The organism is Kitasatospora sp. NPDC022785 (assembly GCF_055561295.1).
This window is the reverse complement of the sequence record NZ_JBVHHB010000013.1, coordinates 96,170-122,847: the sequence shown is the minus strand read 5'-3', so window position 1 is coordinate 122,847 and position 26,678 is coordinate 96,170. Positions and strand designations below refer to the sequence as shown.

The 26,678-nt window shown below is 74.4% G+C and carries 20 protein-coding genes; 11 read left to right on the top strand and 9 right to left on the bottom strand.

The window, feature by feature from the left end; translation table 11 throughout:
* Positions 1-46: 46 nt before the first annotated feature.
* From ACZ3YO_RS21715 to ACZ3YO_RS21700, 4 genes are read left to right on the top strand one after another with little or no spacing between them, the layout of a single operon-like run.
* Positions 47-619, top strand: a complete 573-nt coding sequence (locus tag ACZ3YO_RS21715) for a hypothetical protein (RefSeq protein WP_465571625.1) — start codon at positions 47-49, stop codon at positions 617-619.
* Positions 616-2,547 carry an ABC transporter ATP-binding protein gene (locus tag ACZ3YO_RS21710; protein ID WP_465571623.1) on the top strand — a complete coding sequence of 644 codons (1,932 nt, stop codon included), beginning with the start codon at positions 616-618 and terminating at the stop codon, positions 2,545-2,547. The genes ACZ3YO_RS21715 and ACZ3YO_RS21710 overlap by 4 nt, the downstream gene beginning before the upstream one ends.
* A complete protein-coding gene (gene lepB, locus ACZ3YO_RS21705) occupies positions 2,544-3,026 on the top strand; it encodes a signal peptidase I (protein WP_465571620.1) in 483 nt (160 codons plus the stop codon). The genes ACZ3YO_RS21710 and lepB overlap by 4 nt, the downstream gene beginning before the upstream one ends.
* Positions 3,023-3,547: a MauE/DoxX family redox-associated membrane protein gene (locus tag ACZ3YO_RS21700; RefSeq protein ID WP_465571617.1), complete on the top strand. Its 525-nt coding sequence runs from the start codon at positions 3,023-3,025 to the stop codon at positions 3,545-3,547. Before lepB ends, ACZ3YO_RS21700 begins: the two co-directional genes overlap by 4 nt.
* 64 nt (positions 3,548-3,611) lie before the next feature.
* On the opposite strand, the gene ACZ3YO_RS21695 is transcribed toward ACZ3YO_RS21700, so the two are convergent.
* Positions 3,612-4,478 (bottom strand): AfsR/SARP family transcriptional regulator, encoded by an 867-nt coding sequence (locus ACZ3YO_RS21695; RefSeq protein ID WP_396321157.1) that lies wholly within the window; start codon positions 4,476-4,478, stop codon positions 3,612-3,614.
* Positions 4,479-4,886: 408 nt separating this feature from the next.
* On the opposite strand from ACZ3YO_RS21695, the gene ACZ3YO_RS21690 reads away from it, so the two are divergent.
* Complete coding sequence (locus tag ACZ3YO_RS21690) at positions 4,887-6,395, top strand: MFS transporter (RefSeq protein WP_465571614.1); 1,509 nt, start codon at positions 4,887-4,889, stop codon at positions 6,393-6,395.
* Positions 6,392-7,003 carry a TetR/AcrR family transcriptional regulator gene (locus ACZ3YO_RS21685; RefSeq protein ID WP_465571611.1) on the top strand — a complete coding sequence of 204 codons (612 nt, stop codon included), beginning with the start codon at positions 6,392-6,394 and terminating at the stop codon, positions 7,001-7,003. Before ACZ3YO_RS21690 ends, ACZ3YO_RS21685 begins: the two co-directional genes overlap by 4 nt.
* 103 nt (positions 7,004-7,106) lie before the next feature.
* Here the strand turns inward: ACZ3YO_RS21685 and ACZ3YO_RS21680 are convergent, their stop codons facing one another.
* Complete coding sequence (locus tag ACZ3YO_RS21680; protein WP_465571609.1) at positions 7,107-10,238, bottom strand: cytochrome P450; 3,132 nt, start codon at positions 10,236-10,238, stop codon at positions 7,107-7,109.
* A 176-nt stretch (positions 10,239-10,414) separates the two neighbouring features.
* On the opposite strand from ACZ3YO_RS21680, the gene ACZ3YO_RS21675 reads away from it, so the two are divergent.
* Both ACZ3YO_RS21675 and ACZ3YO_RS21670 read left to right on the top strand, forming a co-directional pair.
* Complete coding sequence (locus tag ACZ3YO_RS21675; protein ID WP_465571606.1) at positions 10,415-11,089, top strand: LuxR C-terminal-related transcriptional regulator; 675 nt, start codon at positions 10,415-10,417, stop codon at positions 11,087-11,089.
* Positions 11,090-11,319: 230 nt separating this feature from the next.
* A complete protein-coding gene (locus ACZ3YO_RS21670; RefSeq protein ID WP_465571603.1) occupies positions 11,320-11,988 on the top strand; it encodes a cutinase family protein in 669 nt (222 codons plus the stop codon).
* Positions 11,989-12,201: 213 nt separating this feature from the next.
* On the opposite strand, the gene ACZ3YO_RS21665 is transcribed toward ACZ3YO_RS21670, so the two are convergent.
* The 7 genes from ACZ3YO_RS21665 to ACZ3YO_RS21635 all read right to left on the bottom strand — a co-directional run bounded on the left by ACZ3YO_RS21665 (position 12,202) and on the right by ACZ3YO_RS21635 (position 22,243).
* Positions 12,202-13,272 carry an AfsR/SARP family transcriptional regulator gene (locus ACZ3YO_RS21665; protein WP_465571601.1) on the bottom strand — a complete coding sequence of 357 codons (1,071 nt, stop codon included), beginning with the start codon at positions 13,270-13,272 and terminating at the stop codon, positions 12,202-12,204.
* 196 nt (positions 13,273-13,468) lie between these two features.
* Positions 13,469-14,851: a serine/threonine-protein kinase gene (locus tag ACZ3YO_RS21660; RefSeq protein ID WP_465571598.1), complete on the bottom strand. Its 1,383-nt coding sequence runs from the start codon at positions 14,849-14,851 to the stop codon at positions 13,469-13,471.
* Positions 14,852-14,863: 12 nt separating this feature from the next.
* Positions 14,864-15,631: a serine/threonine protein kinase gene (locus ACZ3YO_RS21655; RefSeq protein WP_405358860.1), complete on the bottom strand. Its 768-nt coding sequence runs from the start codon at positions 15,629-15,631 to the stop codon at positions 14,864-14,866.
* A 145-nt stretch (positions 15,632-15,776) separates the two neighbouring features.
* On the bottom strand, positions 15,777-17,825 hold the full coding sequence (locus ACZ3YO_RS21650; RefSeq protein WP_465571596.1) for a DUF8189 domain-containing protein: 2,049 nt from the start codon (positions 17,823-17,825) through the stop codon (positions 15,777-15,779).
* A gap of 30 nt (positions 17,826-17,855) precedes the next feature.
* Positions 17,856-19,325, bottom strand: coding sequence for a DUF8189 domain-containing protein (locus ACZ3YO_RS21645; protein WP_465571593.1), 1,470 nt, complete (start codon positions 19,323-19,325; stop codon positions 17,856-17,858).
* 11 nt (positions 19,326-19,336) lie between these two features.
* Complete coding sequence (locus ACZ3YO_RS21640) at positions 19,337-20,854, bottom strand: DUF8189 domain-containing protein (RefSeq protein WP_465571591.1); 1,518 nt, start codon at positions 20,852-20,854, stop codon at positions 19,337-19,339.
* 459 nt (positions 20,855-21,313) lie between these two features.
* Entirely contained in the window at positions 21,314-22,243 is a 930-nt protein-coding gene (locus tag ACZ3YO_RS21635) for a LysR family transcriptional regulator (protein ID WP_465571588.1), read from the bottom strand.
* 836 nt (positions 22,244-23,079) lie between these two features.
* Between ACZ3YO_RS21635 and ACZ3YO_RS21630 the strand changes: the two genes are divergently transcribed.
* The 3 genes from ACZ3YO_RS21630 to ACZ3YO_RS21620 all read left to right on the top strand — a co-directional run bounded on the left by ACZ3YO_RS21630 (position 23,080) and on the right by ACZ3YO_RS21620 (position 26,472).
* The gene (locus ACZ3YO_RS21630) at positions 23,080-23,898 is read left to right on the top strand and encodes a helix-turn-helix domain-containing protein (protein WP_465571585.1); all 819 of its coding nucleotides are present in this window, start codon (positions 23,080-23,082) and stop codon (positions 23,896-23,898) included.
* Positions 23,899-24,271: 373 nt separating this feature from the next.
* Positions 24,272-25,006, top strand: a complete 735-nt coding sequence (locus ACZ3YO_RS21625; RefSeq protein WP_465571583.1) for a DUF4142 domain-containing protein — start codon at positions 24,272-24,274, stop codon at positions 25,004-25,006.
* A 71-nt stretch (positions 25,007-25,077) separates the two neighbouring features.
* Positions 25,078-26,472 (top strand): DUF1996 domain-containing protein, encoded by a 1,395-nt coding sequence (locus tag ACZ3YO_RS21620; protein ID WP_465571580.1) that lies wholly within the window; start codon positions 25,078-25,080, stop codon positions 26,470-26,472.
* Positions 26,473-26,678 lie beyond the last annotated feature (206 nt).

Below are 26,678 nucleotides of genomic sequence, written 5' to 3'. Positions count from 1 at the left end.
GCCCCCGCCCTCTGTCGCCCCCGGAACGGCCCAGAGAGGAACCGACATGCTCACCGCCCTCATCGCCCTCGCCGTCGTGCTCGGCATCGCCACCGCGGCCAACCTCGTGCTCACCTTCGCCGTCATCCGCAGGCTGCGGACGCTGGAGGAGGGCGGCACGGGTGCCCCCGACGCCCTGCCGGCGGTCGGCACCGCCGTCGGCGAGTTCAGCGCCGTCACGACCTTCGGGGAGGAGCTCACCGTGGCCGACGTGGCCTCCGGTGACGCCTTCGCCGGGTTCGTCATGGTCGGCTGCACGCCCTGCGGCACGCTGATCGACTCCCTGGCCGGCGGCGCCGCCACCGGGGCCGACGACCCGCTGTTCTTCGTCGTCGGCGATTCGGAGAGCCCGGAGACCCGCCGGATGACCGCCGCCCTCGGCGCCGTCGGCCGGGTGGCCGTCGTCGCCGAGAAGTCCTCGGCCACCGCCGCCTTCGGCCAGGTCGGCGCCTTCCCGACGCTGCTCCGGCTCAAGGACGGCGTCATCACCGCCGCCGGTCACGAGCTGGCCGACGTCGTGCCCGCGCCGGCCCACCGCGCGCAGGCCGACCGCCCGGCTCCGGTCCGGGAAACGGTGTGATCACGGCGGTCGCCGGGCGGGCACGGACCGCGGCCGCCGCTCTGCGGCTGGGCTGGCGGGCCTCGCCCGGGGGGATCCTGCTCCAGCTCCTGCTCGCCCTGCTCACCGGGGTGCTCCCCGCCGTGACGGCCTACGTCACCAAGCTGCTCGTCGACGCCCTCGCCGGCGCGGGCGGCCCCGGCGCGGCCGACGGCACCCGGGTGGCGTGGCTCGCGGCGGCCGGCGCCGTCCTCGCCGGGGCGATCGCCGTGTTCAACCACGTCACGGCGCTGACCGGCGCCGTGGTCGGCCGGGCCGTCAACCTGGAGGTGCAGGACCGGCTCTACGAACGGGTCAACGCCTACCGCGGGCTGCGCCCGTTCGAGGACCCGGCCACCCAGGACCGGATCCGGCTCGCCGAGACCGCGGCCCAGGGCGCACCGCACGACGTCCTCGACTTCCTGCTCGACTCGGTCCGCAGCGGCGCGACGATCGCCGGGTTCCTCGGCACGGTGCTGGTGTTCTGGCCGCCGATGGGCGCGCTCCTCGTCCTCTGCGTCGCGGTCTCCGTCGTCGGCCACGTGCGGACCTCCCGGGGCCTCGCCGACACCGCCGCCGCCATCGTCCCCGCCACCCGGCGGTACTACTTCTACCGGACGCTGCTCATCGACCCCCGGGCCGCCAAGGAGATCCGCCTCTTCGGCACCGGGCCGCTCTTCCGCCGGCGCGCGCTCGACGGGCTCCGCGAGACGACCGGCGCCGGCCTGGCCGCCCTGCGCCGCAGCGTCCTCGTCCAGTCGGGGCTCGCCCTGCTCACCGCGGCCGCCGCGGGCACGGCGGCCGTCGTCGTCGCGCGGCAGGTGCTCGTCGGCCGGATCACCCTCGGCGACATGACCCTGTTCACCGCCGCGGTCGCCGCCGTCCAGGGCGCACTGTCGTCCATCGTGATGCAACTCGGGCGCGCGGAGGAGGCGTTGCGGCTCTTCGGGCACTACCTGGCGCTGCTCGGCTCGCCCGTGGACCTGACGGAGGGCACGGTCGTACCGGCCCCGCTGCGGGACGGCATCACCTTCGAGGACGTGTGGTTCCGCTACACCCCCGACGGCCCCTGGGCGCTGCGCGGCGTCGGTCTGCACCTGCCGCACGGCCGCGCCGTCGGGCTCGCCGGAGTGAACGGCGCGGGCAAGAGCACGCTGGTCAAGCTGCTCTGCCGGTTCTACGACCCCGAACGCGGGCGCATCCTCTGGGACGGCGTCGACATCCGCACCATGCCGGTCGACGAGCTGCGGCGCCGGATCGGCGCGACCTTCCAGGACTTCATGACCTACGACCTGACCGCCGCCGAGAACATCGGCCTGGGCGCCCCCGAACACCGCGAGGACCTCGGCCGGATCCGCGCCGCGGCCGGCCGCGCCGGCATCGACGGGACCTTGGAGCGGCTGCCCCGCGGCTACCGGACCCTGCTCAGCCGCACGTTCACCGACGAGGACGAGCAGGACGGTGTCACGCTCTCGGGCGGCCAGTGGCAGCGCGTCGCCCTCGCCCGGTCGCTCATGCGCGAGGACGGCGAGCTGCTCATCCTGGACGAGCCCAGCTCCGGCCTCGACGCGCTCGCCGAGCGGCAGGTCCACCAGGCGCTGCGCCGCCACCGCACCGGGCGCACCAGCCTGCTGATCTCGCACCGGCTCGCCGCGCTGCGCGAGGCCGACATGATCGTGGTGCTCTTCGAGGGGCGGGTCGTGGAACGCGGCAGCCACGACGAACTGGTGGCGCTCGACGGCCGGTACGCGGAGATGTTCGCCGCCCAGGCGGAGGGGTACCGCGCGGACGGTCCGCCCGCCGCCGGCCCCGCCGCGGGCCGCCGGCCGGCCGGCCGGCGGCCCGCGCAGGACGACGTGCAGGACGACGTGCCGCGCGTCGACGCGGACCGGCCCGAGGCGGTGCGGTGAACGCGCTCTCCCCGACCGCGGCGGCCGTCGCCGCCGGGGCACTGGCCGGGGCCGCGGTGGTGCTGCTGCTGCGCCGTTCCTTCGAGCTGGTCGTCGTGCACGGCGGCAGCATGGAGCCCACCCTGCGGGACGGCGACCGGGTGCTGGTGCGCCGCACCACGGTGTTCCACCGCGGCGACGTCGTGGTCATCCCCGTCCCGGACGGACCGCGCGCCCCGGGGGACACGCCCTGGCTGGTGAAGCGGGTCAGCGGCCTGCCGGGGGACCAGGCCGCGGACGGCTGCCCCGCGGTGCCGCCCGGGCACCTCGCCGTCCTCGGCGACAGCCCGCGCAGCCTGGACTCCCGGACCTTCGGCACCGTCCCCAGCCGCACCGCCCTGGGCGTCGCCGTACGCCGGATGTCCCGCGACGGGCGGCCCGCGCAGTCCCTGAAGCGATCGGGGCACCGTACGACCCACGGTTCGAGGAGGACCGCATGACGATGCTGCAACTGGCCGCCCGCGCCCTGCTGGTGGTGGTCTTCGGCGCCGCCCTGACCGGCAAGGCGCGCAGCCGCGCGGCCCTGGCCGCGTTCACCGCCGACCTGGCGGGCTTCCGCTGGCTGCCGGCCGCCCTGCGGCGGCCGACCGCCGTCGGCGTGATCGCCGCCGAACTGGCGACCGTGGTGCTGCTCGTGACGGTACGACAGGCCGGCGCGGTGGCCACGCTCGTGCTGCTGACCGGGTTCACCGTCGCGACCCTGCGGGCCGGGCGGGCGGCGGACTGCCGGTGCTTCGGCCCGGCGAAGCCCGCCGCCCGCGGCAGCGCCGGGGGCTTCGTCCTGCGCAACTCGCTGCTCGCCGCCGGCGCGCTCACCGCGGCGCTGGCCCCCGGCGGTGACGTGGCCCCCGCCCTGGCGGTTGCCGCCCTCGCCGTGGGCGTGGCCGCGGGCGCCCTGGTCGTGCGGTGGGACGACATCGCCTACCTGTTCCAGGGGCCCGCCGCGCCCCGGCGCTCCTGACGGCCCTGCTGTTCCGGACGGGTCGGCCTTCCCGGCGGGTGGACCGCGGGGGCGGCCGCGCCGGTCAGCGGCCCGTCCGCGGGTGGTACGGACGGGTGTGCGCCGGATGGCAGCAGAGCCGGCGGAGCCGGGGGAGGCCCGCGCGCGTGTGCCGGCGCGGGCCCAGCAGGGCCGGGTCGCCGCGCAGTACGGCGTGCTCCAGCTCCACCAGGGCGGGCCCGGGGTCCAGCCCGAACTCGTCCGCGAGCAGGGCCCGCAGCCGGCGGGCCACGGCCAGCGCGTCGGTCTGCCGCCCGCTGCGGTACAGGGCGAGGACCAGCTGCTCCACGAGGCGCTCGCGGGCGGGGTAGCGGTCCACCAGGGCCGTCAGCTCGGGGACCAGCTCGTGGTGCCGCCCCGCGCCGAGTTCGATGTCCGCCAGCAGTTCAAAGGCGGCGAAACGTTCCTCCTCCAGATGGGCCCGGAACGGTTCCACGAACGGCGCATCGATCCCGACGAGCGCGGCGCCGCGCCACAGGCCGAGCCCGGTCCGTAAATGCCGGACGGCCCGCGTGTGCTCGCCCAGCGCCGTGAGCCGCCGCGCCTCCGCGACCTCCCGGCAGAAGTCCATGGTATCGAGGTCGTGCCGCCCGACCGACAGGCGGTAGCCGCCCGCCAGCGAGGCGAGCGGCCCGGCGTCGTCCCCCGCCCCGGCCCCGGCGGCAGCCCCGGGGAGGAGCTTGCGCAGGGCCGAGACGGCGGTGTGCACCTGGCCGCGGGCGCTGCGCGGCGGACGCTCGCCCCAGAGCGCGTCCACCAACTGCTCGATGCAGACCTGGTGGTTCGCGTTCAACAGCAGGAACGTCAGCACCGCACGCCGGCGCGGCCGTTCGATGGGCACCTGGGTGCCGTGGTCGAAGACTTCCAGCGGTCCAAGAACCGTGTAGCGCATGTTTCCCCCGAGCTACGGACCTTGTGGGCAGCTCAAACGAACTCCCGTTGGTCGAACGGGAGTCGGCGGCTCGTCGCGATGCGCGCGATCATAAGCCGTCGTCCCGGCTATGGGAACCGCGCTGCCGAAAACCCGCGCCGGTGGTCCGCGCCCGTGGTCCGGGCGGGTGGCCCGCGGCCGGAGGGAGCGGCCTGGACGGGGTCGAACGGTCCGGGGGAGCGAGGACTCCTCCGGCGGCCGGGGCCGGGCGCACCCGTCCTGTGCGCGGCCAGGTCCGCCCGCGCCGCCGCTCGCGCCGCGGCCCGCCGCCGGGGGGAGGCGAAGGGTGGGACAGGGGGGTGCACAAGCGTTTACCCTGGGGCGGGTGAACACGTGTGCACCCCTTGGCGGAGCAGTGTCTGGAGCAGCATGACGACCCCGGTGACGGCCGAGCCAGGCCAGCCCTCCCCGGCCCTTCCCCCGTCCGCGCGGGCGTCGCGGGCCCGTTTGATCGTGCCGGTCCTCGCCTTCTGCGGTGTCGTCGTCGCCGTCATGCAGACCCTGGTCGTCCCGCTGCTCCCGCACGTGCCCGCCCTGACCGGCAGCTCGCCGGGCGCGGCCGGCTGGCTGGTCACCGTCACCCTGCTGACCGGCGCGGTCTTCACCCCCGTGCTCGGCCGGGTCGGTGACATGTACGGCAAGCGCCGCGTGCTGCTCGCCTCGCTGGGCGTGCTCACCGCCGGCTCCGTCCTGTGCGCCGTGAGCTCGCAGATCGGCGTGCTGATCGCCGGCCGGGCGCTCCAGGGCGCGGCCCTCGCCGTCATCCCGCTCGGAATCAGCATCATCCGCGACGAACTGCCGCCCGAGCGCGTGCTGCCGTCCATCGCCCTGATGAGCTCCACCCTCGGCATCGGCGCCGCCGTGGGCCTGCCCGTGGCGGCGCTGGTCGTCGAGAACTTCGACTGGCACACCATGTTCTGGGCCTCCGCGGCGCTCGGCCTGGCGGACATCGCGCTGGTGCTCCGGATCGTCCCGGAGTCGCCCCTGCGCTCACGCGGGCGCTTCGACCTCCTCGGCACCCTCGGCCTCGGCGCCGTGCTCGTCGGCCTGCTGCTCGCGATCACCCAGGGCGCCGGCTGGGGCTGGACCTCGCCGCGCACCCTCGGCCTGCTCGGCGGATCGGTGCTGCTCGGGCTGGGCTGGGGCCGCTACGAACTCCGCACCTCCTCGCCGATGGTCGACCTGAGGGTCTCGGCCCGGCCCGCCGTACTGCTGACCAACGTCGCCGCGATGCTCATCGGCTTCGCGTTCTACGCGAACTCCCTCGTCACCGCCCAGATGGTGCAGGAGCCCAGGTCGACCGGCTACGGACTCGGCGCCTCGATCGTGGTGGGCGGGCTCTGCCTGCTGCCGGGCGGCCTGGCGATGGTGGCGCTGTCCCCGGTCTCCGCCAAGACCTCCGCGAAGTACGGACCGAGGACGACGCTCGCCCTCGCGGCGGCCGTCATGGTGGTCGGCTACCTGGTGCGCTTCTTCACCAGCCACAGCCTCTGGCTGATCGTGGCCGGCGCCACGGTCGTCTCCTCCGGCACCGCCATCGCGTACTCGGCGCTGCCCGCGCTGGTGATGCGCGCCGTGCCGGTCGGCGAGACCGGCGCGGCGAACGGGCTGAACACGCTGATGCGCTCGGTCGGGCAGGCCTGCTGCAGCGCGGTGGTCACCGCCGTGCTCGCCCACGTCACCTTCACCGTCGACGGGCACACCGCCCCCACCCTGCACGCCTATCTGCTGATCTTCCTGATCGCGGCCGCCATGGCCGCCGCCGCACTGGTCGCGACGCTCTTCCTGCCCCCGGGCCGGACGGCGCGCCCCGGCTCCGCCGCACCCGGTACGGTCGAGGTGACGACCCGCGCGGCCCCGGCCCAGGAGAGCACATGACCACCGCCGACGAGACCGGCGCGGCCGAGCCGAACGCCGACGCGGAGGCCGACGCCGGCCCCGGCCCCGAGCAGGGGACCGGGCGCGACGCGATCCTGCGCGCCGCCCGCCGGGCCTTCACGCTGCGCCCCTACGCCGACGTCACCATGCGGGGGATAGCGGCCGACGCGGGCGTCAGCCCTTCGCTGATCGTGAAGCGCTTCGGCAGCAAGGAGCAACTGTTCAACACCGTCGCCGACTTCCGGCCCGCGGCGGACGAGCTGCTCGCCGCCGAGCCTGCCGGGCTGGGCCGCCACCTGGTGCTGACCATGGTCCGGCTGCGCCGGGAACTGCGCGGCGACCCGCTGTTGCGCGTGGTGTTCTCGCTCGGCAACGAGGACGAGCGGACGTTGCTGCGCGAGCGCTTCCGCCACCAGGTGACGGACCGCCTCGCCGCCTCGCTGCCGGGACCGGACGCCGAGCTGCGTGCCGAGCTGATCGCCGGCCTGCTGCTCGGCCTCGGAGCGACACTGAGCCTGCACCGCCCGGGCGCGGGCAACCGCGCGACGCCCGCGCGGCTGGCGGACCTCTACGCCCCCGCGCTGCAGCGGCTCATCGACGGCGACTGAGACCGTCGGGTGGCCGGAGGAGCCGGCCCTCGGCGCGGCGGCGCCCGGGTGGCCGCCGCGCCCGCGTGGACGTCAGCCCGTGTGGACGTCGGCCCGGTGCGCCTCAGCCCGCGTAGACGTCCTCGACGTAACGCCCCGCCTCGACCAGGTGCTGGAGCCAGGCCCGGGCCTGCTGCTCATCGGCCCCCGGCGTCCGGCGCCGGTACAGCTCCCGGAACGCCGCCCTGACGCCCGGGGCCATCCGGGCGCCGTCGCCGCACACGTACACCTCCGCGTCGGCGGCGAGCAACTCCCACACCTCCGCCGCCTCGGCCGCGATGCGGTCCTGGACGAAGCGCTGCCCGTCGACCGGCCGCTCGCTGAAGGCGGGCCGCATCGAGACGGCGCCGGCCCGGTCGGCCGCCTCCAGCTCGTCCCGGTGCAGGTAGTCGGCGTCCGGGGCGTCGCAACCGAAGTACAGCAGCGCCGGGGCGAGGTCGGCTCCCTCGGTGAGCAGCGCGCGGCGGTCGGCGACGGCGCCACGGAAGGGTGCCAGACCGGTGCCGGCCGCCACCATGATCACCGGCGTCCGGTGGCCGATCCGGAAGACCTCCCGGCACGGCTGGACCCGCGCCAGCACGGTGTCCCCGACGGCCACCCGGCCGAGGTAGCCGGAGCCGGTGCCCCGGAAGGTGCCCCGGCCCGAGCGGGCGGGGGCGCTGAGCACGGAGACCATCAGCTCGACCTCGCCGGTGCCGGAGGGCGACGAGGAGATCGAGTAGTGCCGGGGCCTGATCGGCGGCAGCAGCTCCAGCAGCACCGGCCAGGTCAGGCTCTCCCGCAGGGCCGGGTGGTCCTCGACCAGGTCCAGCAGCGTGCGAGGGTCGTCGTCGGACACGCCCCGCAGGGCCGCCCGCTCGGGCGGGCACGGGTTGAGTGCGGCCAGTTCGGCGCGCTGGCCGGCCGTCGGACGGTCCTGCAACTCGACGTGGTGCGTGAGCAGTTCGCGGATGGTCAGCGGCCGGTCCACGGCGAGACCGGTGCGCCGGTGCGCCACGATGTTGAGCACGGTCTCCGGATCGGCGCCCAGCAGCTTGGCCGCGCGCTCGACCAGGGCCGGGTCATTGGCCGGGAGCACGGTGAGGTGGTCGGCCGTCCGGTGGCCGACGCCCGCGGGCAGGGCCAGCCGGACCAGGCGCTTCACCCGGTGATAGGCGGGGTCGGTGAGGCTGCCGACCGCGGTCACGGTCAGCTCGGCCATGTCGTGCCGGGCGGCCAGGGCGTCCAGCGGGCCACCGGCCACCTCGGTCACCGTGTACGCCGCCTCCTTCGGCCGCACGGCGGGAGCGCCGGCGTCCCCGTACCGCTCCAGGAGGACCGTGCGCAGCGCCGTGGTGAAGGCCCGCACCGTACCGGCCAGGTCACCGGAGACGTCGGCCTCGCCGCGGCCGAGCAGCCGGGCGCCGCCGAGGGCGGCGAGCCGGTCGTCGATCAGGGCCGGGACGCGCTGGTAGGTGGCCGCGTACGTCCGGTCGCCGATGCCGAGCACCGCGTACTCGACCCCGTCGGCCTCGTGGTCGGCCGCCTCCAGGAGGCGGCCGACGAAGGCGGCCGCGTCGTCCGTCGGCTGCCCGTTGTACGAGGCGGCCGTGATCACCACCGGACGGTCGGTGGGCAGCCCGCCCGCGTACGCGTCGAGCGGGGCGATCGCGGTGTCGCAGCCGAGTTCGGCGGCCGCCTCCGCCAGCTGCCGGGTGAACTCCCGGCAGGCGCCGTAGTTGGAACCGTGCAGGAGCAGCAGCCCGGTCCCGTGGCGGACCCGCCCGGGCAGCTCCCCGGCGCTGTGGGCGGCCGGCGCGTCCGGGACGGCCGCCGGGGGAGCGGGCGTGCGCGGCGCGAGGGCGAGGGTGAAGTCGTCGGGCTTGATGGTGAGCGTCTGCTTGATGGTCAGCCGGTAGTCCGCGTGGTCGATCAGCCGGTAGCGGTGGACCAGCATCGCCAGCAGCATGGTGGCCTCGTGCAGCGCGAACTGCCGGCCGATACAGGCGCGTTCGCCGGTGCCGAAGGGCTTGAAGGCGTGCGGCGAGCGGGCCGCCTCCGGCTCGGGGTCGAACCTGGAGGGGTCGAACAGCTCCGGGTTGTCGCCCCAGGCGGCGTCGCGGTGCAGCATGGTGGTCGCCACCAGGACGGGCTCCCCGGCGCGGACCGGGATCCGGCCGCCGAGCAGGGTGTCCTCCCGCGCCTCCCGGCTGAAGGCGGGCGCCGTCGGCCACAGCCGCAGCGCCTCGTTGAGCACCTGGCGGGTGTACCGCAGCCGTCCGACGTCCTCGTACGAAGGCTCCGGAGAGGCCTGGTCGCCCCAGAGCGCGTCCACCTCCTGCTGGACCTGCCGGAGCACGGACGGGTGCTTGACGAGGTAGTACAGCGCGAAGGACAGTGCGCCCGAGGTGGTCTCGTGACCGGCGATCAGGAAGGTGATCACCTGGTTGCGGATGTTCCCGGTGTCCAGCCGGGTGCCGTCGGCGGGGTGCACCGCGCCCAGCATCAGACCGAGCAGGTCCTCGGCCGGGCCCTGGTCGCCGCCCCCGGCGCGGGCGGCGATCACCTCGTCCACCACCGAGGCCAGGTAGCCGGCGTCCAGCCGGAACGCCGCGTCGCGTTCGCCGTGGTCGAGGTCCGGTGAGCGGGTGAGCCTGGTCATCGCCCACTCCAGACAGCGCACCATCGCCTCCACGAACGGGTGCGGCTCGTCCCGTTCGAAGGAGCCGAAGTCGAAGCCGAACCCGGCCAGCCCGATGGTGTCCAGCGTCATCCGGGTCATGTCGCCGGGCACGTCCACCGTCAGCCCGGCGGCCGCCCGGCGGTCCCAGGAGTCGATCAGCCGACGGGCCACCCGCAGCATCACCGGGTGGTAGGTGTGCATCGAGCCGAGCGCGAAGGCGGGCACCAGGATGTCGTGCGCCCTGGCCCAGTTCGGCTCCTCGTTGTACGCGGTGAACAGGCCGTCCCCGGTGAACTCGCGGACGTTCTCCAGCGCCGGACCGACCGACTTGGTGAAGCGCTCCTCGTCGGCCAGCTCGGTGACCAGGTCCAGGCTGCCGACGATCAGGGTGTCGAGTCCGTGCAGCCGCTGGACGAAGGCGGGGCCGTGCTGTCTGGCCAGCTCCATGGTCCGCAGGACGGGAGCGGCGACGGGAGGCGCCGACGAGATGTCCACCAGGGGGACGTTCATGGTCTCGGTCAAGGTCTCGGTCATCGGTGAATCGCCTTCCGTGTCAGGAACGTTCTGGCCGCCTTCCACTCTGGGCCCGCCGCGGAGGATGCCCACGACCGATCACTACATGATTGTGTAGTAGCAGCACCATCCGGAGGCTTGCCCACGAACCGTCGGATCTGATGCACCATCCGCTGCCACGGTAAGGAGAGCTGCACATGCGACCGACCGACGGCTGCGGTCCGCCGGCGGACAGCCGGCAGGATCCTGCGGTGATCTGGCGCAACCGGGCCCTGCGCCTGCTGGACCACGTGCCGATGCCCATCGCGGTGTGCGAGTTCGGCGGCCGGATCCTGATCGTCAACCGCGCCCTGGCCGCCGAATTCGGTCTGCTGCCGGGGCAGTTGCGGAACCGCAAGATCCTCGAGTTCTTCGCCCTCCGGGACAGTGCCACCCTGCAGGCGCTCACCGAGGCCGTCCGGCTGCACCGCCGCTCGCGGTACCCGGCCCGGGTCTCCTGGTCGGCCGTCGACGGCACCGAACGGCACGGCGAGATGACCGTCGACCTGGTCAGCGACGCCCCGGAGGAGACCCCGAACCTGCTGCTCTCCCTCCGCCGGCTGGACGAACCCGCCGGCCGGCCCGTCACCCCGCCGGCCGGCGCCCGCCCCGAGGTCAGCCCGGTCGAGGCCCGGATCCTCGCCGCAGCCGCCCGGGGCGCCACCACCACCCAGATCGCCAAGGAGATCGGCCTCACCCCGGACGGCGTCAACTACCACCTCGCCCGGCTCAGCCGGCGGTGGCACCTGCCCAACCGCACCGCGCTGGTGGCCCGCGCCTACGCCACCGGCGTCCTGGCGGCCGGCGCCTGGCCGCCGGAGCCGGCCCGCTGACCTGCCCTGCCCCCGCGCCCGTCCTCGCGGCCGGCTCCGGTTGCGGTGAGCCCGGTGACCGTAGCCCGGCTGCGGTGAACGCGGCGGCCGGGGGGCCGGGGCCGGGGGCCGGCCCGGACGGCGGACGTCATCGGGATGTCATCGACCGCTGCCACGGTGGTCCGGTGACCTCGGCCGACCGCGTACCGCATCGGAGCAGACGCGCAGGCCACCTGCATGAGGAGGATCGAATGCGAGCACGAAGGATCGCGGCCGCGTCAGCCGGACTCCTGTTGACGATCGGGCTCACGGCGGCTCAGGGAGCCACGGCACAGGGGGCCGCCGCACGCGTGGCCGCTCCGTGCGAGGGTACCTACACGATCGTCGTCGGGGGCACCGGCAGCTCGTGGAACAACGACGGCTTCTACGGCAACATCCAGCAGCACGTCGGGTATCCCACCCAGATCCCCAACGGTGCGAGCGCGCGGGCCGGCGTCAACGAGCTGAACCGGCTGGTCCGGGACCAACGCGCGGTGTGTCCGGGCCAGCACGTCAAGATGGCCGGGTACTCCCTGGGAGCCGGGGTGGTGCACACCTGGGTCACCGAGAACTGGCAGACGTTCGACAACGTCAACGCCATCCTCGTCGCTGACCCCAAGCGCCAGGGCCCTCCCGGTGCCAACGGCGGAGCCGTGCCGTTCGGCGGCATCATCGGCGCCCCGCTCGCCGGTGCCGACAGGTTCTTCGGCAACGTGCCCGTCAAGACGATCTGCCACTGGGACTACGTCTGCGACGAGTCCGCGGGCATCTGGACCTACCCGAACAACCACGTCAAGAACTACCCCGAAGACTTCAACATGGATCACCACAACGACAGCGCCAACGAGCAGTGGTACAACGGCGCCTGGTACCCCTGGTAGTCACGGGACGCCCGTCGGCCGGGCCCGTGGCCGCATCCCTTCACCACCCGTCCGTGGCCGGGAGCATCCGTCCACGGACAGGTGGTGATCGGCCGGTGCCGGCCGGGGACGATGTGAGAGTGCGCCGCGGCCGGCCGGACGGACCGCCCCGCCCGTCCGGCCGGTCACCGGGCGGCTCCGGCCGGGCGCCCCGAGCGGCCGGAGCCGGCCCGGTCACGGCGTGGCTCCGGTGAGGCCGAGGCCGGCCTCGTCCCCGCGCAGAATCATCCGGCACGTCTGCCGCAGCATCCGACTCGGCGGAACCCCCAGGTCGTCGGCCAGACGGCGGCGGGTGCGGTCGAACACGGCCAGGGCGTCGGCCTGCCGGCCGCCGCGGTACAGCGCACGCATCAGCATCGCGGCCACCTGCTCGTTCAGGGGGTGCTCCGCGGACAGGGCGAACAGCCCGGCGATCGCCTCGGAGTAGCGGCCCAGGTGCAGCTGCCACTCCGACTTCCGCTGTGCGACGGTGATCCTGCGCTCGGCGAGCCGCACCCGCTCCAGCTCGGCGAGCGGGCCGGGCACGCCGGCCAGGACCTCCCCGCGGAAGAGGTCCAGCGCCTGGGAACAGAGGCGGACCGCCTCGGCCGGGTCGCCCGCCCGATGGGCCGTCCCGGCGTCGGTGGCCAGGTCCTCCATACGCGCCAGGTCCACTTCGGCCGCGCCGGCGACCAGACGGTAGCCACACCGGTCGTGCTCGATCACCGAGTCCGGGCTGTCCCCGAAGCGCAGGGTCTTGCGCAGCCGGTAGATGTGGACCGGCACCACGTTCGTGACGGGCGCCTCCAACCCCCACACCCCGTCGAGCAGTTCCTGCTGGCTGACCGTCCGACCCCCGCGCAGCGCCAGCGCCGCCAGGACGGCCTGCTGGCGCAGGTGCCCCAGGTCCAGGGCGCGCCCGTCCTGCCATGCCCGCACCGGTCCGAGTACGGAGATCCGCACCCTCGGCCCGGCCGCCCGGCCGGCGGCGCTCCGCAGGACCGGTCCCACCACCTGCGTGCGGGGGCCGCAGCCCGGGGCGATCACTCCGCAGTCGAAGGCGTGCACGATGGCGGCGGCCCGGTCGCGCAGCCCGAGCTTCACCAGGATCCGCGCGAGGTGTCCGGCCACGGCGTCCTCGGGGATGGCGAGGGCGGCGGCGATCTCGTCGTCCTTCAGGCCGCAGCCGACCGCGTGGAGCACCCTGCGTTCCTGGTGCCCGAGAACGGCGGCGCTCGGCCGGCTGGTGGTGGCGGTCGTCGGCATCGCTGCTCCCTGCATTCCGGGCCGGCCGGTCCGGCGGCCGTCGACAAGGTAGTAGCGGCCGTGCGGGGCGGGGAATCCGGAACGATCCGGAGGAGCGCGCGCGACGGTCCCCGGTGGACCGGCGCACGCGGGTGATCACCTCCTCGCCCCGGACAGGCCCGCCGGCTCCGGTCCGCCCCGGGGCTCCCGGCGGTGGTCAGGGGCAGTGGAGGAGGGTGGGGCGGTCCCTGGTGCGGACGGCCGGGAGCCAGGCGGTGACGGGGCCGGGAAGGTGGATGCGGTACCAGAGGGTGGAGGCGCGGTCCTCTTCGTCGATGACGGGGAGACCGGTGGGGAGTTGGCAGTCGGCGTCGAGGGTGTCGTTGTGCCAGACGCGCGTGGGGATGACGTTCTCGGCGGTGTAGGGGCGCAGGGGGTCGACGGCGAGGCCGAGGCTGCACTGCGGGTCGCGGTCGGTGCGGTCCTGGCAGCCGCGTTCGGCGTTGAAGACCCGGATGCGGGCGGGGTGCGCGGCCGGGCCGGGGTTCGGCCAGAGAGCGGTGGCGGCGGCCGTGGCGCAGGTGGCGAGGGCGAGCAGGGCGGTGCGCGGTCGTGGGCCGCGGTGGCGGCGGCCGGGCCGGCGCGCGCGGATGCGGGCGAGCAGGCTTTCGGCGGTGTGCGGGGCGCGGGCGGCGTGGGTCGGGGCGAGGCAGTCGGCGACGAGGGCGCGCCAGAACGGGGGGACGTCGGGGGAGAGGCGCAGGGCGGCGCGGCCTTCGGCGTACTGCTGGGCGGCCGCGCTGCGGGCGGCGGGGGTGGCGCCGGGGAAGGGCGGGACACCGGCGGCGAACACCTCGTGGATCACGATGCCGAGCGCCCAGATGTCGGCGGTGGTCCGGACCTTGACGCCGTGTTCGCCGAGCGGTTCCCTCCAGCGTTCCGGCGGGAGGTAGTCGGGGGTGCCCATCGGGGCGGAGTGGCCGTGGGTCCCGGTGAGTTCGATGGCGAGGCCGAAGTCGGAGAGGCGGACCTCACCGTCCCGGCCGATGAGGACGTTCTCGGGCTTGAGGTCGGTGTGGGCCCAGCCGGAGCGGTGCAGGTGGGCCAGGCCCTCGCAGATGCCGGCGATGATCCGGCCGCCCTGGGCCTCGTCGACACCGGTGGCGAGCAGGTCGCGCAGGGTGCACCGGGCGCGTTCCATGACCAGGACGATCGCGCCGTCGAGCGCGGGGTGGTCGGGGGCGGCCAGGGAGAGGGTGTCGAGCAGGCGGACCAGCCGGGGGTGCGGGGCGGTGCGGGCCAACTCGGCTTCGCGGCGGGCGGCTTCGGCGACCTGGCGGGCCTGGCGGGGGGCGAGCCCGGCGGTCGGCAGCACCTTGAGGGCGACCGTGCCGTCCACACCGCCTGCGCCGTCCGGGCCCGCCGGACCGCCTGCGCCGTCCGGGCCGTCCGGACCGGCGGTGTCCCCGGCCCGGCGGGCGGCATAGACGGTCGCCCAGCCGCCTTCGCCGATGGGCCCGGTGACGGTCCACTCGCCGACCCGGTGGCCGGGCGGCAGCAGCTCCTCGCCGTCCCCGCCGAAGGCCAGGTCGTGCACCATCGGCGCCCCTCCCTACCGTCCGGCCTCGGCGGCTTCGGGGCGCGGCAGGAGCGCGAGGTGCTCCTCGCGGACGATGCCGAACTTCAGGGCGAGCCCCACGACGGCCTCGCGTTTGCCGCTGCGGCGGTCCGCGCGGCCCGCGCCGTCGGGCATGTCGATGCGGAGCTTCTCGTCGGCGAGGTAGTCGAGGTGCGAGCTGACCGCGCGCGCGGTGAGCCGGGCGCAGGCGGGGTGGCCGCGCAGCCGCGCGACCACCTGGGGGGTGGTGGGCACGGCGGCGGGGGAGCGGTCGCGCAGCCACGGTTCGCAGAGCGCGACCAGGACCAGGAAGTAGGTGGCGGTCTCGTCCAGCGAGTACGCCGTCATGGTGCGGCTCTCCCAGGAGCCGCCGCCGCGGGCGTGCGGGTCCAGGTAGACGTGGTCGGGCGCGAACACCTGGAAGGACAGCGGCGTCTCACGCCGCGAGGGCAGCACCACCCGGGCGAACTCGAACGGAATCGGCGCGCCGATCCGCCGCGGCGGCACCCGCAGGTACTCGCCGGCGCCCTCCGGGTTCTCCACCAGGTAGGCGTGGGTGTTGCTGAGGTTGCTCAACTGCCAGTGGTCGTCGGTCGCGTGGATCTCGCCGGCGAGCCGGGAGACCGTCTCGTCGCCGATCCGGAGCTCCACCGGCGTGCCGGCGGAGCCGCGGCCGAAGCGCGCCCGCTCTCCCGGACCGAGCCGCAAGGTCACCGCGTCGTCGCCGTTCCCCTCCGGCAGGTGGACGAGAATCCCGCTCACCGTTCCTCCGTCCCGCGCACCGCTCCCCGTTTCGCCTGCCGACCGTTGCCAGACGGACGAACGTTACCTCTTTGCGCATGACAATAAACCGTATGGTGGCGCAGGCCACTTGACGGGGAATGGGGGCGAGCGGGCGGACGGGCCGTCAGGGCATCGGCGCCCCCGAGCGCAGCGGTGCCACCGGGCGGTCGCCGAAGGCGGCCCACGGCCGCCAGCCGCCGCCGGGCCGCTCCTGGACGCGGGTGCGCAGCCGGCCGTCCTCGGCCACCGCGAAGACGTGCAGGCGCCCGGTGGGGTCGGCCGCGGCGGAGGGCGGCGCGGCGAGCAGCAGTCCCGGTTCGCCGAAGTCCTCGCCGAGCACGTCGTCCGGTGCCCAGGCTCCGCCGGGCGCCGACTGCCAGCGGTGGGCGAGCCGGTCGCCGCCGGGGGCGAGGGTGAGCGCCTCCAGCCGGCCGTCCGCGCCGGGGGCCGCCAGCGGTGAGGCGGTGGACCAGCCCAGCAGCGGGCGCCAGTCGTCCCAGCCCCCGCTGGGCACCGACTGGCGGCGGTGGAAGGCCGCCGTGCCGGACGGGGCGATCGCGGTGACGTTCAGCCGCCCGGTGCCGTCGCGGGCCACCCGCGGCGCGGCGCCGGCCGGCGTGCCGAAGTGCTCCCAGGCGGACCAGGCGCCGCCGGGTGAGGTCTGCCAGCGGTGCAGCAGCTCCGCGCCGCCGGGCGCGAGCACGAACACCTCCAACCGGCCGTCGGCGTTGGCGGCGACGACCGGTGGCGCGCCCACCGGGCCGCTGAAGCCCGCGTCCCAGGCCTCCCAGGTGAGCGAGCCGGGCGACCACTGGCGGCGACGGGCGATCAGGGTGCCCCCCGGGCCGAGCGCGAAGACCTCCAGGCGGCCGTCGGCGTTGCGGGCGACGGCCGGGGCGGCGCCGGCCGGGCCCCCGAACACCTCCCAGTCCGACCAGGTGCCGTCCGTCCGCTGGACCCGGTGGTCCAGGCCGGAGCCGCCGGGGGCGAGCGAGAACACCTCCAGCCGGCCGTCGGCGTTGCGCCCCAGCACGGGCACCGCGCCGGCCGGGCCGCCGAACTCCTCCCAGTCCGACCAGGTGTCGGCCTCCGGGTCGAGCTGGACCCGGCGCAGCATCGACCGGTCGGCCGCGTCGAGGGCGAACACGTTCAGCCGGCCCTGTGCGTCCGGGGAGGCGACCGGGTTGTCCGGGCTCTGCCAGGGCGGCGGGGTGGACTGCCAGCTCAGCGGGGCCAGGTACAGGCCGTGCCGGAACCAGCCGGCGGCGCTCGCCCACCACTGCTGCCCGTCGGTGACCACCTCCACCGCGTGGCCCGGCACATGGCCGGCGTAGCCGTCGAGGGTGAAGCGGAACGGGTCCCGGGAGGCGAGGACGTCGGTGCCCTCGTAACCGTTCCGCGGTCCGATGAAGAGGTGGTACCAGCCGTCCCGGGCCACCACGAAGGGCGACTCGGTGACGGAGACGCCGTCCGCGGAGGTGGCCGCGTCGGTGAAGGAGACGCCGGGAACGCCCCAGGTCAGCAGGTCGGTGGAGCGCCGGTAGCAGACCTGGTGCCGGCCGTCGACGGCGGACAGCTCGGTGTAGTACATCACCCACTCGGCGCCGATCCGCAGCACCATCGGGTCGCGGGCGGCGTTCCCCCGGAACAGCGGCCCGGACGGCAGCCTGGTCCAGGTGAACAGGTCGGTGGAGGTGGCGGCGTTGATCGCCGCCCCGGCGCGCCCGCCCGCCGCGTAGAACATCCAGTGGACGCCGCCCGACTCGACGACGTGCGGGGCCCACAGGTGCTCCTCCCCGAAGTAGGAGGTGTCGACGCTCAGCGCGTCCGGGTGGCCGGTCCACGGCCCGGACGGGTCCGGCGCCGAGGCGTGCGCGAGCGCGACCTCGGCCGAACTGTCGGGGGCCTGCCCGGGCGGCGCACTGTCGCCGACGATGCTGAACAGGTGCCAGCGCCCGCCGGCCCGGATCAGCGTGTGGTCGTTGAAGTAGCGGCGGCGCGTGGTGGACGGGTCGTGGACCTGGCCGAACGGGCCGGCGCCGACCCACAGGTGGGGCGTGCCGGTGCCGGTGCCGGCGGCGGACGCCGGGGTGGCGGTACGGCCCGCGAGCGGGAGCACGAGTGCTCCCGCTCCGGCCGTCCGCAGCAGGCCGCGCCTGCTGATCGGGGACATGGTTCTGCTCCAGGAGGGCTACCGGTGTGGTCAGGGGACGGCGGGTCCGGCGGTGGTGTTGAGCCAGGCCCAGTCGGACCAGGTGGAGAACCCGGTCTGCCACCGGTGGTGGACGCCGGCGCTGCTGGTGGCGAACACCTCGATCCGGCCGTCGGCGTTGGCCGCCGCGACGATCTCGGTGCCGGCGCCGCCGAAGGTGTCCCACGGGCCGTACGGGGCGTTGACGCCGGTCTGCCAGGCGTGCTGCGCGGTGCTGCCGTTGATGGCGAACACCTCCACCCGTCCGTCAGGCGCGCGCTCACTGGTGAGCTGGGAGTCGGCGGGGCCGGCGGCGGCTTCCCAGTCGGACCAGGTGGTCGGGCTGGTCTGGTACTTGTGGAAGACGCCGGCGGGGCCGGAGGCGAAGACTTCGAGGCGGCCGTCCTGGTTGTGGTCGACGGTGAGGTCGTGGCCTCCGCCGCCGAAGGTCTCCCATGCGGACCAGGCGCCGTTGACGGCGGTCTGCCACTGGTGTTGGAAGGTGCCGTTGTTGAGGGCGAAGACTTCGAGGCGGCCGTCGGGGGCCTTGCCGAGTCCGATCTCGCTGTCGGTGGGTCCGCCGCCGGTGGGCTCCCATTCGGCCCAGCCGCTGTTGGGGGCGGTCTGGTACTTGTGGAAGAGGCCGGCGGGGCCGGAGGCGAAGACTTCGAGGCGGCCGTCCTGGTTGGAGCCGACGGCGATGTCGTGGCCGCCGCCGCCGAAGGTCTCCCAGTTCGACCAGGCGCCGGAGGGCTGGAGTTGGTAGCGGTGCTGGAAGGTGTTGCCGTTGATGGCGAACATTTCGAGGCGGCCGTCGGCGTTCGGGCCGATGGCCAGCTTCGCGCCGCCGGGGCCGCCGAGGGTCTCCCAGTCCGACCAGGCGCCGCTCACGGCGGTCTGCCAGGCGTGCGAGACGCCGTTCGCGCCGGCGGCGAACACCTCCAGCCGGCCGTCCGCCGAACGCGCGGACACCACCCGGCCGGACTGCGCCGGGTACACCAGCGGCGCCGGTCCGGGGTCGTGGTTGCCGAGCCGGTCCGCGGCGGCCCGCGCCTCGCCCATGTACCGCAGGTGCGCGCCCTGGTTGTAGGTGGACCAGGGCTGCCAGTCGGTGCCGCCGCCGGAGATGCGGTAGGCCGCGTCGGCGTTGCACTGGGCGTCGTAGGCGCAGGCGTCGGTGACCTCGGGGTGCCAGTAGCTGTTGATCTCCCACAGGCCGCGGTCGGTGGACGGCGGCGTGTTGTTCTGGACGTTGGAGGCCAGCGGGTTGCAGCTGGACTCGGCGAGGCCGACGGCGATCGCGGTCACCAGGGCGTCGCCGCGGAAACCCGCGTTGTAGCCGACCTCGGCGCACAGATCGCTGCCGGTGGCGGCCGGCGCGGGCGTGGCGCCGGTCATCAGGCCCGACGCCACGCCGAGCGAGACGAGTGCGGACAGCAGGACCCGGTAGGGCGCCCGGCGGGCGCTTTGCGTGCTGGTCATGTGACGGCTCCTCAACTGACGGCGGGTCCGGCGGTGGTGTTGAGCCAGGCCCAGTCGGACCAGGTGGAGAATCCGGTCTGCCACTTGTGGTGGACGCCGGCGCTGCTGGTGGCGAACACCTCGATCCGGCCGTCGGCGTTGGCCGCCGCGACGATCTCGGTGCCGGCGCCGCCGAAGGTGTCCCACGGGCCGTACGGGGCGTTCAGGTTGGTCTGCCAGGTGTGCTGTGCGGTGCTGCCGTTGATGGCGAACACCTCGACGCGGCCGTCCGCGGTCGGCTGGCTGGTGAGCTGGGAGTCGGCGGGGCCGGCGGCGGCTTCCCAGTCGGACCAGGTGGTCGGGCTGGTCTGGTACTTGTGGAAGACGCCGGCGGGGCCGGAGGCGAAGACTTCGAGGCGGCCGTCCTGGTTGTGGTCGACGGTGAGGTCGTGGCCGCCGCCGCCGAAGGTCTCCCATGCGGACCAGGCGCCGTTGACGGCGGTCTGCCACTGGTGTTGGAAGGTGCCGTTGTTGAGGGCGAAGACTTCGAGGCGGCCGTCGGGGGCCTTGCCGAGTCCGATCTCGCTGTCGGTGGGTCCGCCGCCGGTGGGCTCCCATTCGGCCCAGCCGCTGTTGGGGGCGGTCTGGTACTTGTGGAAGAGGCCGGCGGGGCCGGAGGCGAAGACTTCGAGGCGGCCGTCCTGGTTGGAGCCGACGGCGATGTCGTGGCCGCCGCCGCCGAAGGTCTCCCAGTTCGACCAGGCGCCGGAGGGCTGGAGTTGGTAGCGGTGCTGGAAGGTGTTGCCGTTGAGGGCGAACATTTCGAGGCGGCCGTCGGCGTTCGGGCCGATGGCCAGCTTCGCGCCGCCGGGGCCGCCGAGGGTCTCCCAGTCCGACCAGGCGCCGCTCACGGCGGTCTGCCAGGCGTGCGAGACGCCGTTCGCGCCGGCGGCGAACACCTCCAGCCGGCCGTCCGCCGAACGCGCGGACACCACCCGGCCGGACTGCGCCGGGTACACCAGCGGGGCGGGGTGGGGGCCGGTTCCCGGAGTGCAGGGCATGGTGATGCCGCGCTCCGCGAGGTAGGGGATCGGGTCGGTGCGCACGGTCGCGTCCGGGTCGGCCCAGACCCGCAGGTGCAGGTGCGGTCCGCTGGAGGTGCCCTCGCTGCCCATCTGCGCGATCAGTTGACCGGCCGTCACATGGTCGCCGGTGGCCACGTCCCGCTCGCGCATGTGCCCGTACTCGGTGATGGTCCCGTCCGGGTGCAGGATGCGGATCCACTGGCCGTAGCCCTGCGCCGGGCCGGAGACCAGCACCTCGCCGTCGCCGACCGCGTAGATCGGGGAGCCGTAGTCGTTGGCGATGTCGATGCCGTTGTGCTCCGGGGTGTAGCCCTGGGAGATGTAACCGCCGGCCGGGCAGGACGCCGTGAACCCGGCGGCCGCGGCGGGGGCGGACGGCACGGTGACCGGCAGCAGCAGGGTGAGCGCGGCCAGGGCCAGGCGCGAGGCGCGGCGGGCGGCGCGGCGGGAGGAGGAGGGGAACACCGGGGCGCCCCTCACGCCGTGCGCGGGCGGTCGATGACGCCGTCGACGTCGGGCCGCATCATGGCGGGCCGCTTGAGGATGCTCCTACGGGTGGGGTGGTGCGCGGTCAACGTGACCTCCTGAGGGACGCGTGACGGCGGCCGTTCCGGACCGCCGGGTGTCGGGCGGTTGGGACGGTAGCCACACGGCGCGCGGCGCAGAACCCGGAACCATACGGACTGACAGGAGCGGACCGGCCACCGAGACTGTTGTCCTTCGGAGCGGGGCTGCCCGGGCACCGGCCGGGGGCGGGGGCGGCCGCATCGAGCACCTGGCTGAGAGCACCCGGCTGAACACCGACTCCACTGCCGCCGGCACCTGTAGCTCCACCCTCGCGGCTGCGGCTGCGGCTGCGGCTGTTCGCGGGTCCGTCGGGCCGGGCGCGCAGCCGCGGGCGGTGGGGCGGGGGGCGGTGGGGGGTCAGTCGGTGATGAGTTCGGCGGGGCGACGGGGGGTGGTGGGAGTGCCGGCCACGTCGTGGAGGAGGGAGAGCAGGAGTTCCTCGTAGGTGGAGAGGGGGCGGGCGAGGGTCCAGTTGGCGGTGACGGTGCGGGGGGTCGGGCCGGGGCAGGCGCGGAGTTCGGCGAGGACGCCGTGGAGGAGCTCGAAGCGGACGGAGCGTCGAGGGACCAGGCTGACGCCGAGGCCGATGCGGACGGCCTCCCGGATGCTCTCCATTCCCCAGAGGTCGAGGGTGCGCGCGCCGACGAGGTCCCAGGTGTGCAGGAGCTCCAGTAGCTGTCGTCGGGTCTGGGAACCCGGTTCGAGGAGGAGGAAGGACTCGGTGGACAGCTCGGCCGGCGTGACCTCCTGCCCGGCCCGCGGGTGGTCGGACGCGCAGATCAGCACCATGTCGTCGCTGGCGAGCAGCTCCGACTCGTAGCGACCCGGGGGGAGCGGGCCGTCGGCCACGCCGACGCCGATCCGGCCCTGTTCGAGCGCGTCGGCCAGGCAGTCGGGGCCGTTGACGACCACGGTGAACAGCCCGTCGGGTTCGCGGCGTCGCAGCTCCCGCATCACCGCCGGCAGCAGGTAGTCGCCGACCGTGCTCGTGCTGCCGACCACCAGGCGCTCGATCGGCCAGCGCGCGGCCGCCTGGACCGCGCCGACGGCGTGGTTGGCCAGCGCCAGCATCTCCTTGGTCTGGGCGAGCAGGACCCGGCCTGCCGGGGTGGGACGGATCTTCGGGCCCGAGCGGTCGACCAGGACGGTTCGCAGGGACGTCTCCAGGTTCTGCACCTGTTTGGAGACCGAGGACTGGCTCAGGAACAGCACCTGGGCCGCCGCGGAGAACCCACCACATTCGATGACCTTCGCGAAGATCGCCAGTTGGTTCAGATTGAGTCGCATAAGGCCCCGATCGCGTGGATGTGGTGCAGGGCATTTCGGGCCTGAGGGCCGCGGGACAGGCTGCCGCAGTTCCTGTCATGCCCTGGTGGGGGCCACAGCCTACAAGTAGCCGGGAGAATACCTGTTCGGTCGGCACAATCGGTTGGCGCCGGACCGGCGTTCGTCGATTCCGGGGCGCAGTGCGGCGCTCCGTGATCCAGCGGTGATCTCCGCTGACCGGAGTCAATCGGGTTGCGACCGCACTGAGGTGATGGTGTGTCAGGTGTGCTCGAAAAGGGACGGCAGTGCCCGGCCGGGTACGGCTGTGAGGGATTCGTGGGGTCGATGTGGTGTCAAGTGCTGTTTTCCGTGCGGCCTTCGAGTCATTGGTGTGTGCACTTGCGGCCCTTGTGGCGTGCGCTTCCGGCGGTGGGTGCGGGGTGTCGGGTGCCGTGTGGAAGATAACGGATCGATAACGCGGCGGGACGAAACCTTCTGCGGCCCATCTCTAAACGTGTCCGGCCCGGTTGGGGCCGGAGGGTTTCGAGAGAGAGGGGTGCCGCCATGCGGGAAGCATGCTCCGGCAGCAGGTCGCCGGTGCCGACTCCGTACGAACTCTTCGTACTGGAAAGGGTCACGGGCGCAGCGGCGGCCACCGGGTCGCCGCGCGTCGGGCCGCGTTCGGCCCGGGCCGTCCGGGTCGGCGGGCTCCCGGGAGGTTCCGGCGGCGGGAGTCTCGGCGTCGTGGGAAAGGGGGCGCGGTGAGTGATCTCGCCCTGCCGGGGGCCGTCGGCCGCCGGGAACCGGTGCAACACCGGCGCGCCGGTCACGGCGACACGGTGAGCCACGGGGATGCGGTGAACCGTGGAGGCGCCGCCGGCCGCGACGGCACGGCGGGTCGGAACGGCGGGAAGGGCCGCAACGGCGCGACGGCCCGCGACGGCACGGCGGGACGGCCCGGCACCGGCCAGGGCCCCCACAGCGGCCGGGTGCGGCGCGGCGAGCCGACCACGGTCCAGGCGGTGGCGCTGTACTCGTTGCCGGGGGCGCCGCCGCCGGGCCTCTCCGGAACGGAGGTCGCCGCCGGCACCAAGGGAACCCTGTCCCACCTGCTGATTCCCGACCCGCTGCCGGGCATGCCCCGGGTGCTCGCCCTCTGGCTGGAGGGCCGGACCGCGGTGGTGGGCCCGGTGGTGCCGGTCGAGGACGCGGTGGTGTCGCTCGGCTGGGCCCGCAAGCTGCTGACGATGGTGCCGCAGGGAGCCTCCGGCGGGATCCACTTCGTCGAGGACAACCTGGCGACGCTCATGCTGTTCCAGGACCCGCTGCTGGCGGGCCACCTCTCGGCCAAGTGGCTCGGACGCCTGGCCGGCATGACACCGCAGCAGCGGGAGTGGACGGAGGAGACGCTGCTCGCCTGGCTGGAGGGCGGCGGCACGCTCCCGGCCGCCCGCCTGCTCCGCATCCACCCGCAGGCCGTCCGGAACCGGCTGCGCAACCTGGAGAAGGTCTTCGGCAGCGGTCTGCGCGACCCCCGGGCCAGGTTCGAGCTCCTGCTCGCGTTGAAGATCCAGGTCATGGCGTCCGAGTACGCGCGGCTGCGCCGAAGAGCCGGGATGCTGTCCCTGCTGCAGACGTCCGGACCCCAGCGGGACGTCCGGACGAAGGGACGCTGAAGCCCGCCCGCCGGCGCCGTCCGATCCCGCGCCGGCAACGCACGACACCCGGGGCGCCCGCCACCGGGACCGTCCTCGCCCTCACGGGGGCGGACCGCACCTGCCGGTGATGCGGCCGGCGATGCCGTCCGTGGTCCCGTCCCGTCGGTGGTCCCGCTCCCGGTCCCTCTCAGGGCGGCGCCGCGCGTTCGGAGCCGGGCCGTCCCCTCGTGGCAGCCGTCCCCGTGCTGCCGCGTCATCCCCTCGTCGGCCGCGCCGTCCGTGGACCGCTGCGCGTGGGTCATCACCGCGCGGACCACCGAGGCCCACCCGGACCGGTTCCCGTGGGTTCCGCGCGGCCCTGATCCTCCGGGTGCAAGGGAGGAAGAGCCCCATGTCATCGTTGAGGAAGAAGCGCCCAGCGGGAACGGCCGCGGCCGCCTACGGACTCCCCCTGGTGAGCCGCCTTCCGAGGTCGTTCGCCACCGTGCTGATCATCGTCGCGATGATCCTCACCGCGGCGGCGCTGGTGTACCCGGTGGCGAAGTCGGCCGGTGCCTATCGCAGCGCCCCGGTGAGCGACGACCAAGGAGTCGTGCAGACACCCACCGGGCCGCTCACCGCCGTCGACCGTGACTTCGTCAAGCGGGTGCGGCTGGCCGGGCTGTGGGAGATCCCGGCGGGCCGGATGGCCCTCGCGAAGAGCACCAGCCCCGAGGTCAAGGTGGCCGGCCAGCACCTGGTCCAGGGTCACACCGACCTCGACCAGGCGGTGTTGACCGCCGCCCGGACCCTGAACCTGAACGTCCCCAGCGAGCCGTCGGCACAGCAGCAGGGCTGGCTCAAGCAGCTGGACGCCGCGCAGGGCGGGGAGTTCGAGGAACTCTTCGCGAACATCCTGCGCAGCGCCCACGGGCAGGTGTTCGCGGTCGTGGCCCAGGTGCGCGCCGGTACCCAGAACTCCACGATCCGGGACCTGGCGAACACGGCCAACAACACGGTGCTCGACCACATGAACGTCCTGGAGGACACCCGGCTCGTCGATTTCGACAAGCTCACCCCGCTGCCGACCGGTTCGGGCGCGCCGTCCGCGAGCCGCCCTCCGGCGCCCGCCGGACCGACCCGCTAGACGACCACCCGGAGGAAGGCTGTCCGCGGCCTGCCCGGCAGGCCTGATCACGTCCGAGGAGTGTGACGAACATGAAGTCCCGTAAACGTGGTGCGTCGAGGAGAAGGGCCGGTGCCCTGCTGTTGGCGGGGATCCTGGGTACCGGCGCGGTGGGGACGGTCGCGGCGGTGGCCTTCGCCGGCCAGCGCCCCTGGAGCGAGCCGTCGGCGGCGTCCCCGCAGGTCGGTACCGTCGCCTGCGCCGACGCCGGGGTGGCCCTGAACGACGTGCCGGAGGCGTCCCAGGACGCGGTGGACAAGAACCTCGCCGAGCTCGACGTCCAGGTGGCGGACGCGTACAACCGGCTGTCCGCGCCCGGCTCGGGCGACACCGAGGACCGCGTGCTGGGCGACCTCGCCGACAAGCGCGCGGAGACCCTGAAGAAGCTGTCGGGCAGCGCGGGCCCGGACGCCGGCCTGCCCCAGGACCTCTCGGGGATGGCGCGGTGCGTGATCAGGCACGATCTGGTGGTCGAGGACTCGGCCAAGGGGTACAGCGCGGACGGTGAGGGCGGGACCGTCGCCCAGACCAGGGCGGCCGCGCAGGCGAAGTCCCTCCCCAGACGCGGGTTCGTCGACATCCGCAGCGTCTCCCCGAACGTCCCGGCGCCCGCCCGGAAGGGGCCGGCCACCGGCTCCTTCACGTCCCGGTGCGGGCGCAACGAGAACCGCCATCTCAACCCCGACAACGTGATCGTCGCCCCCGGCGTGAGCAACGGGGCGCACCACATGCACGACTACGTGGGGAACGTGGCCACGGACGCGTTCTCGTCCAACGCCAAGCTCGCCGCCGCGGGAACCACCTGCTCGAACGGGGACCAGTCGGCGTACTACTGGCCCGTCCTGCGGGTCTTCGACGGCACCAATGAGAAGGACGCCAAGGCCCCCGGCGGCGGCCGGGACCGGAACGTGGGACGGATCCTCATCCCGGCCGAGGCGGACATCACGTACACCTCCGGCACCGGGAACCCCGTCCAGCCGATGGCCCGGTTCCTGCGCATCATCACCGGTGACGCCAAGGCCTTCACCAACGGGCCGGCGAACGTCCGGGCGTCGTGGAGCTGCACCGGGTTCGAGAACCGCCAGGTCGTCGACAAGTACCCGATCTGCCCGCAGGGGAGCAGGGTCGTCCGGACGCTGAAGTTCCCGGACTGCTGGGACGGCAGGAACATCGACAGTGCCAACCACCGGACCCACACCGCCTTCTCCAACGCCTCGGGCGCGTGCCCGAAGAACTTCAAGGCGATTCCCCGACTGGTCGAGCGCGTCGCCTACGACGTGCCGGCCGGGGTCCGGTACGCCGTCGACAGCTTCCCCGAGCAGCTGCACAACCCGATCACCGACCACGGTGACTTCATCAACAACATGAACAAGGGCCTGCTGGACCAGATGGTCGGCTGCATCAACCAGGGGCGTCGCTGCGGGTGACCCGCCCCCTCCGGGGCCGCACCGCCCTGCGGGCCCGGACCTCGTGGGGCCGGCTCCCGGAGAGCAACGGGCGGGCCCGGCCCGGGGCGGGGGAGCGGACGCGATCCCCGCGCCGCCGGCGCCGGGATCCCGACATCGGATTCGACAGCAGGTTCAGGACGAGGCCGGAGGGCTCAGCAATGGTGAGAGGGCAGAGGCGGCGGTCA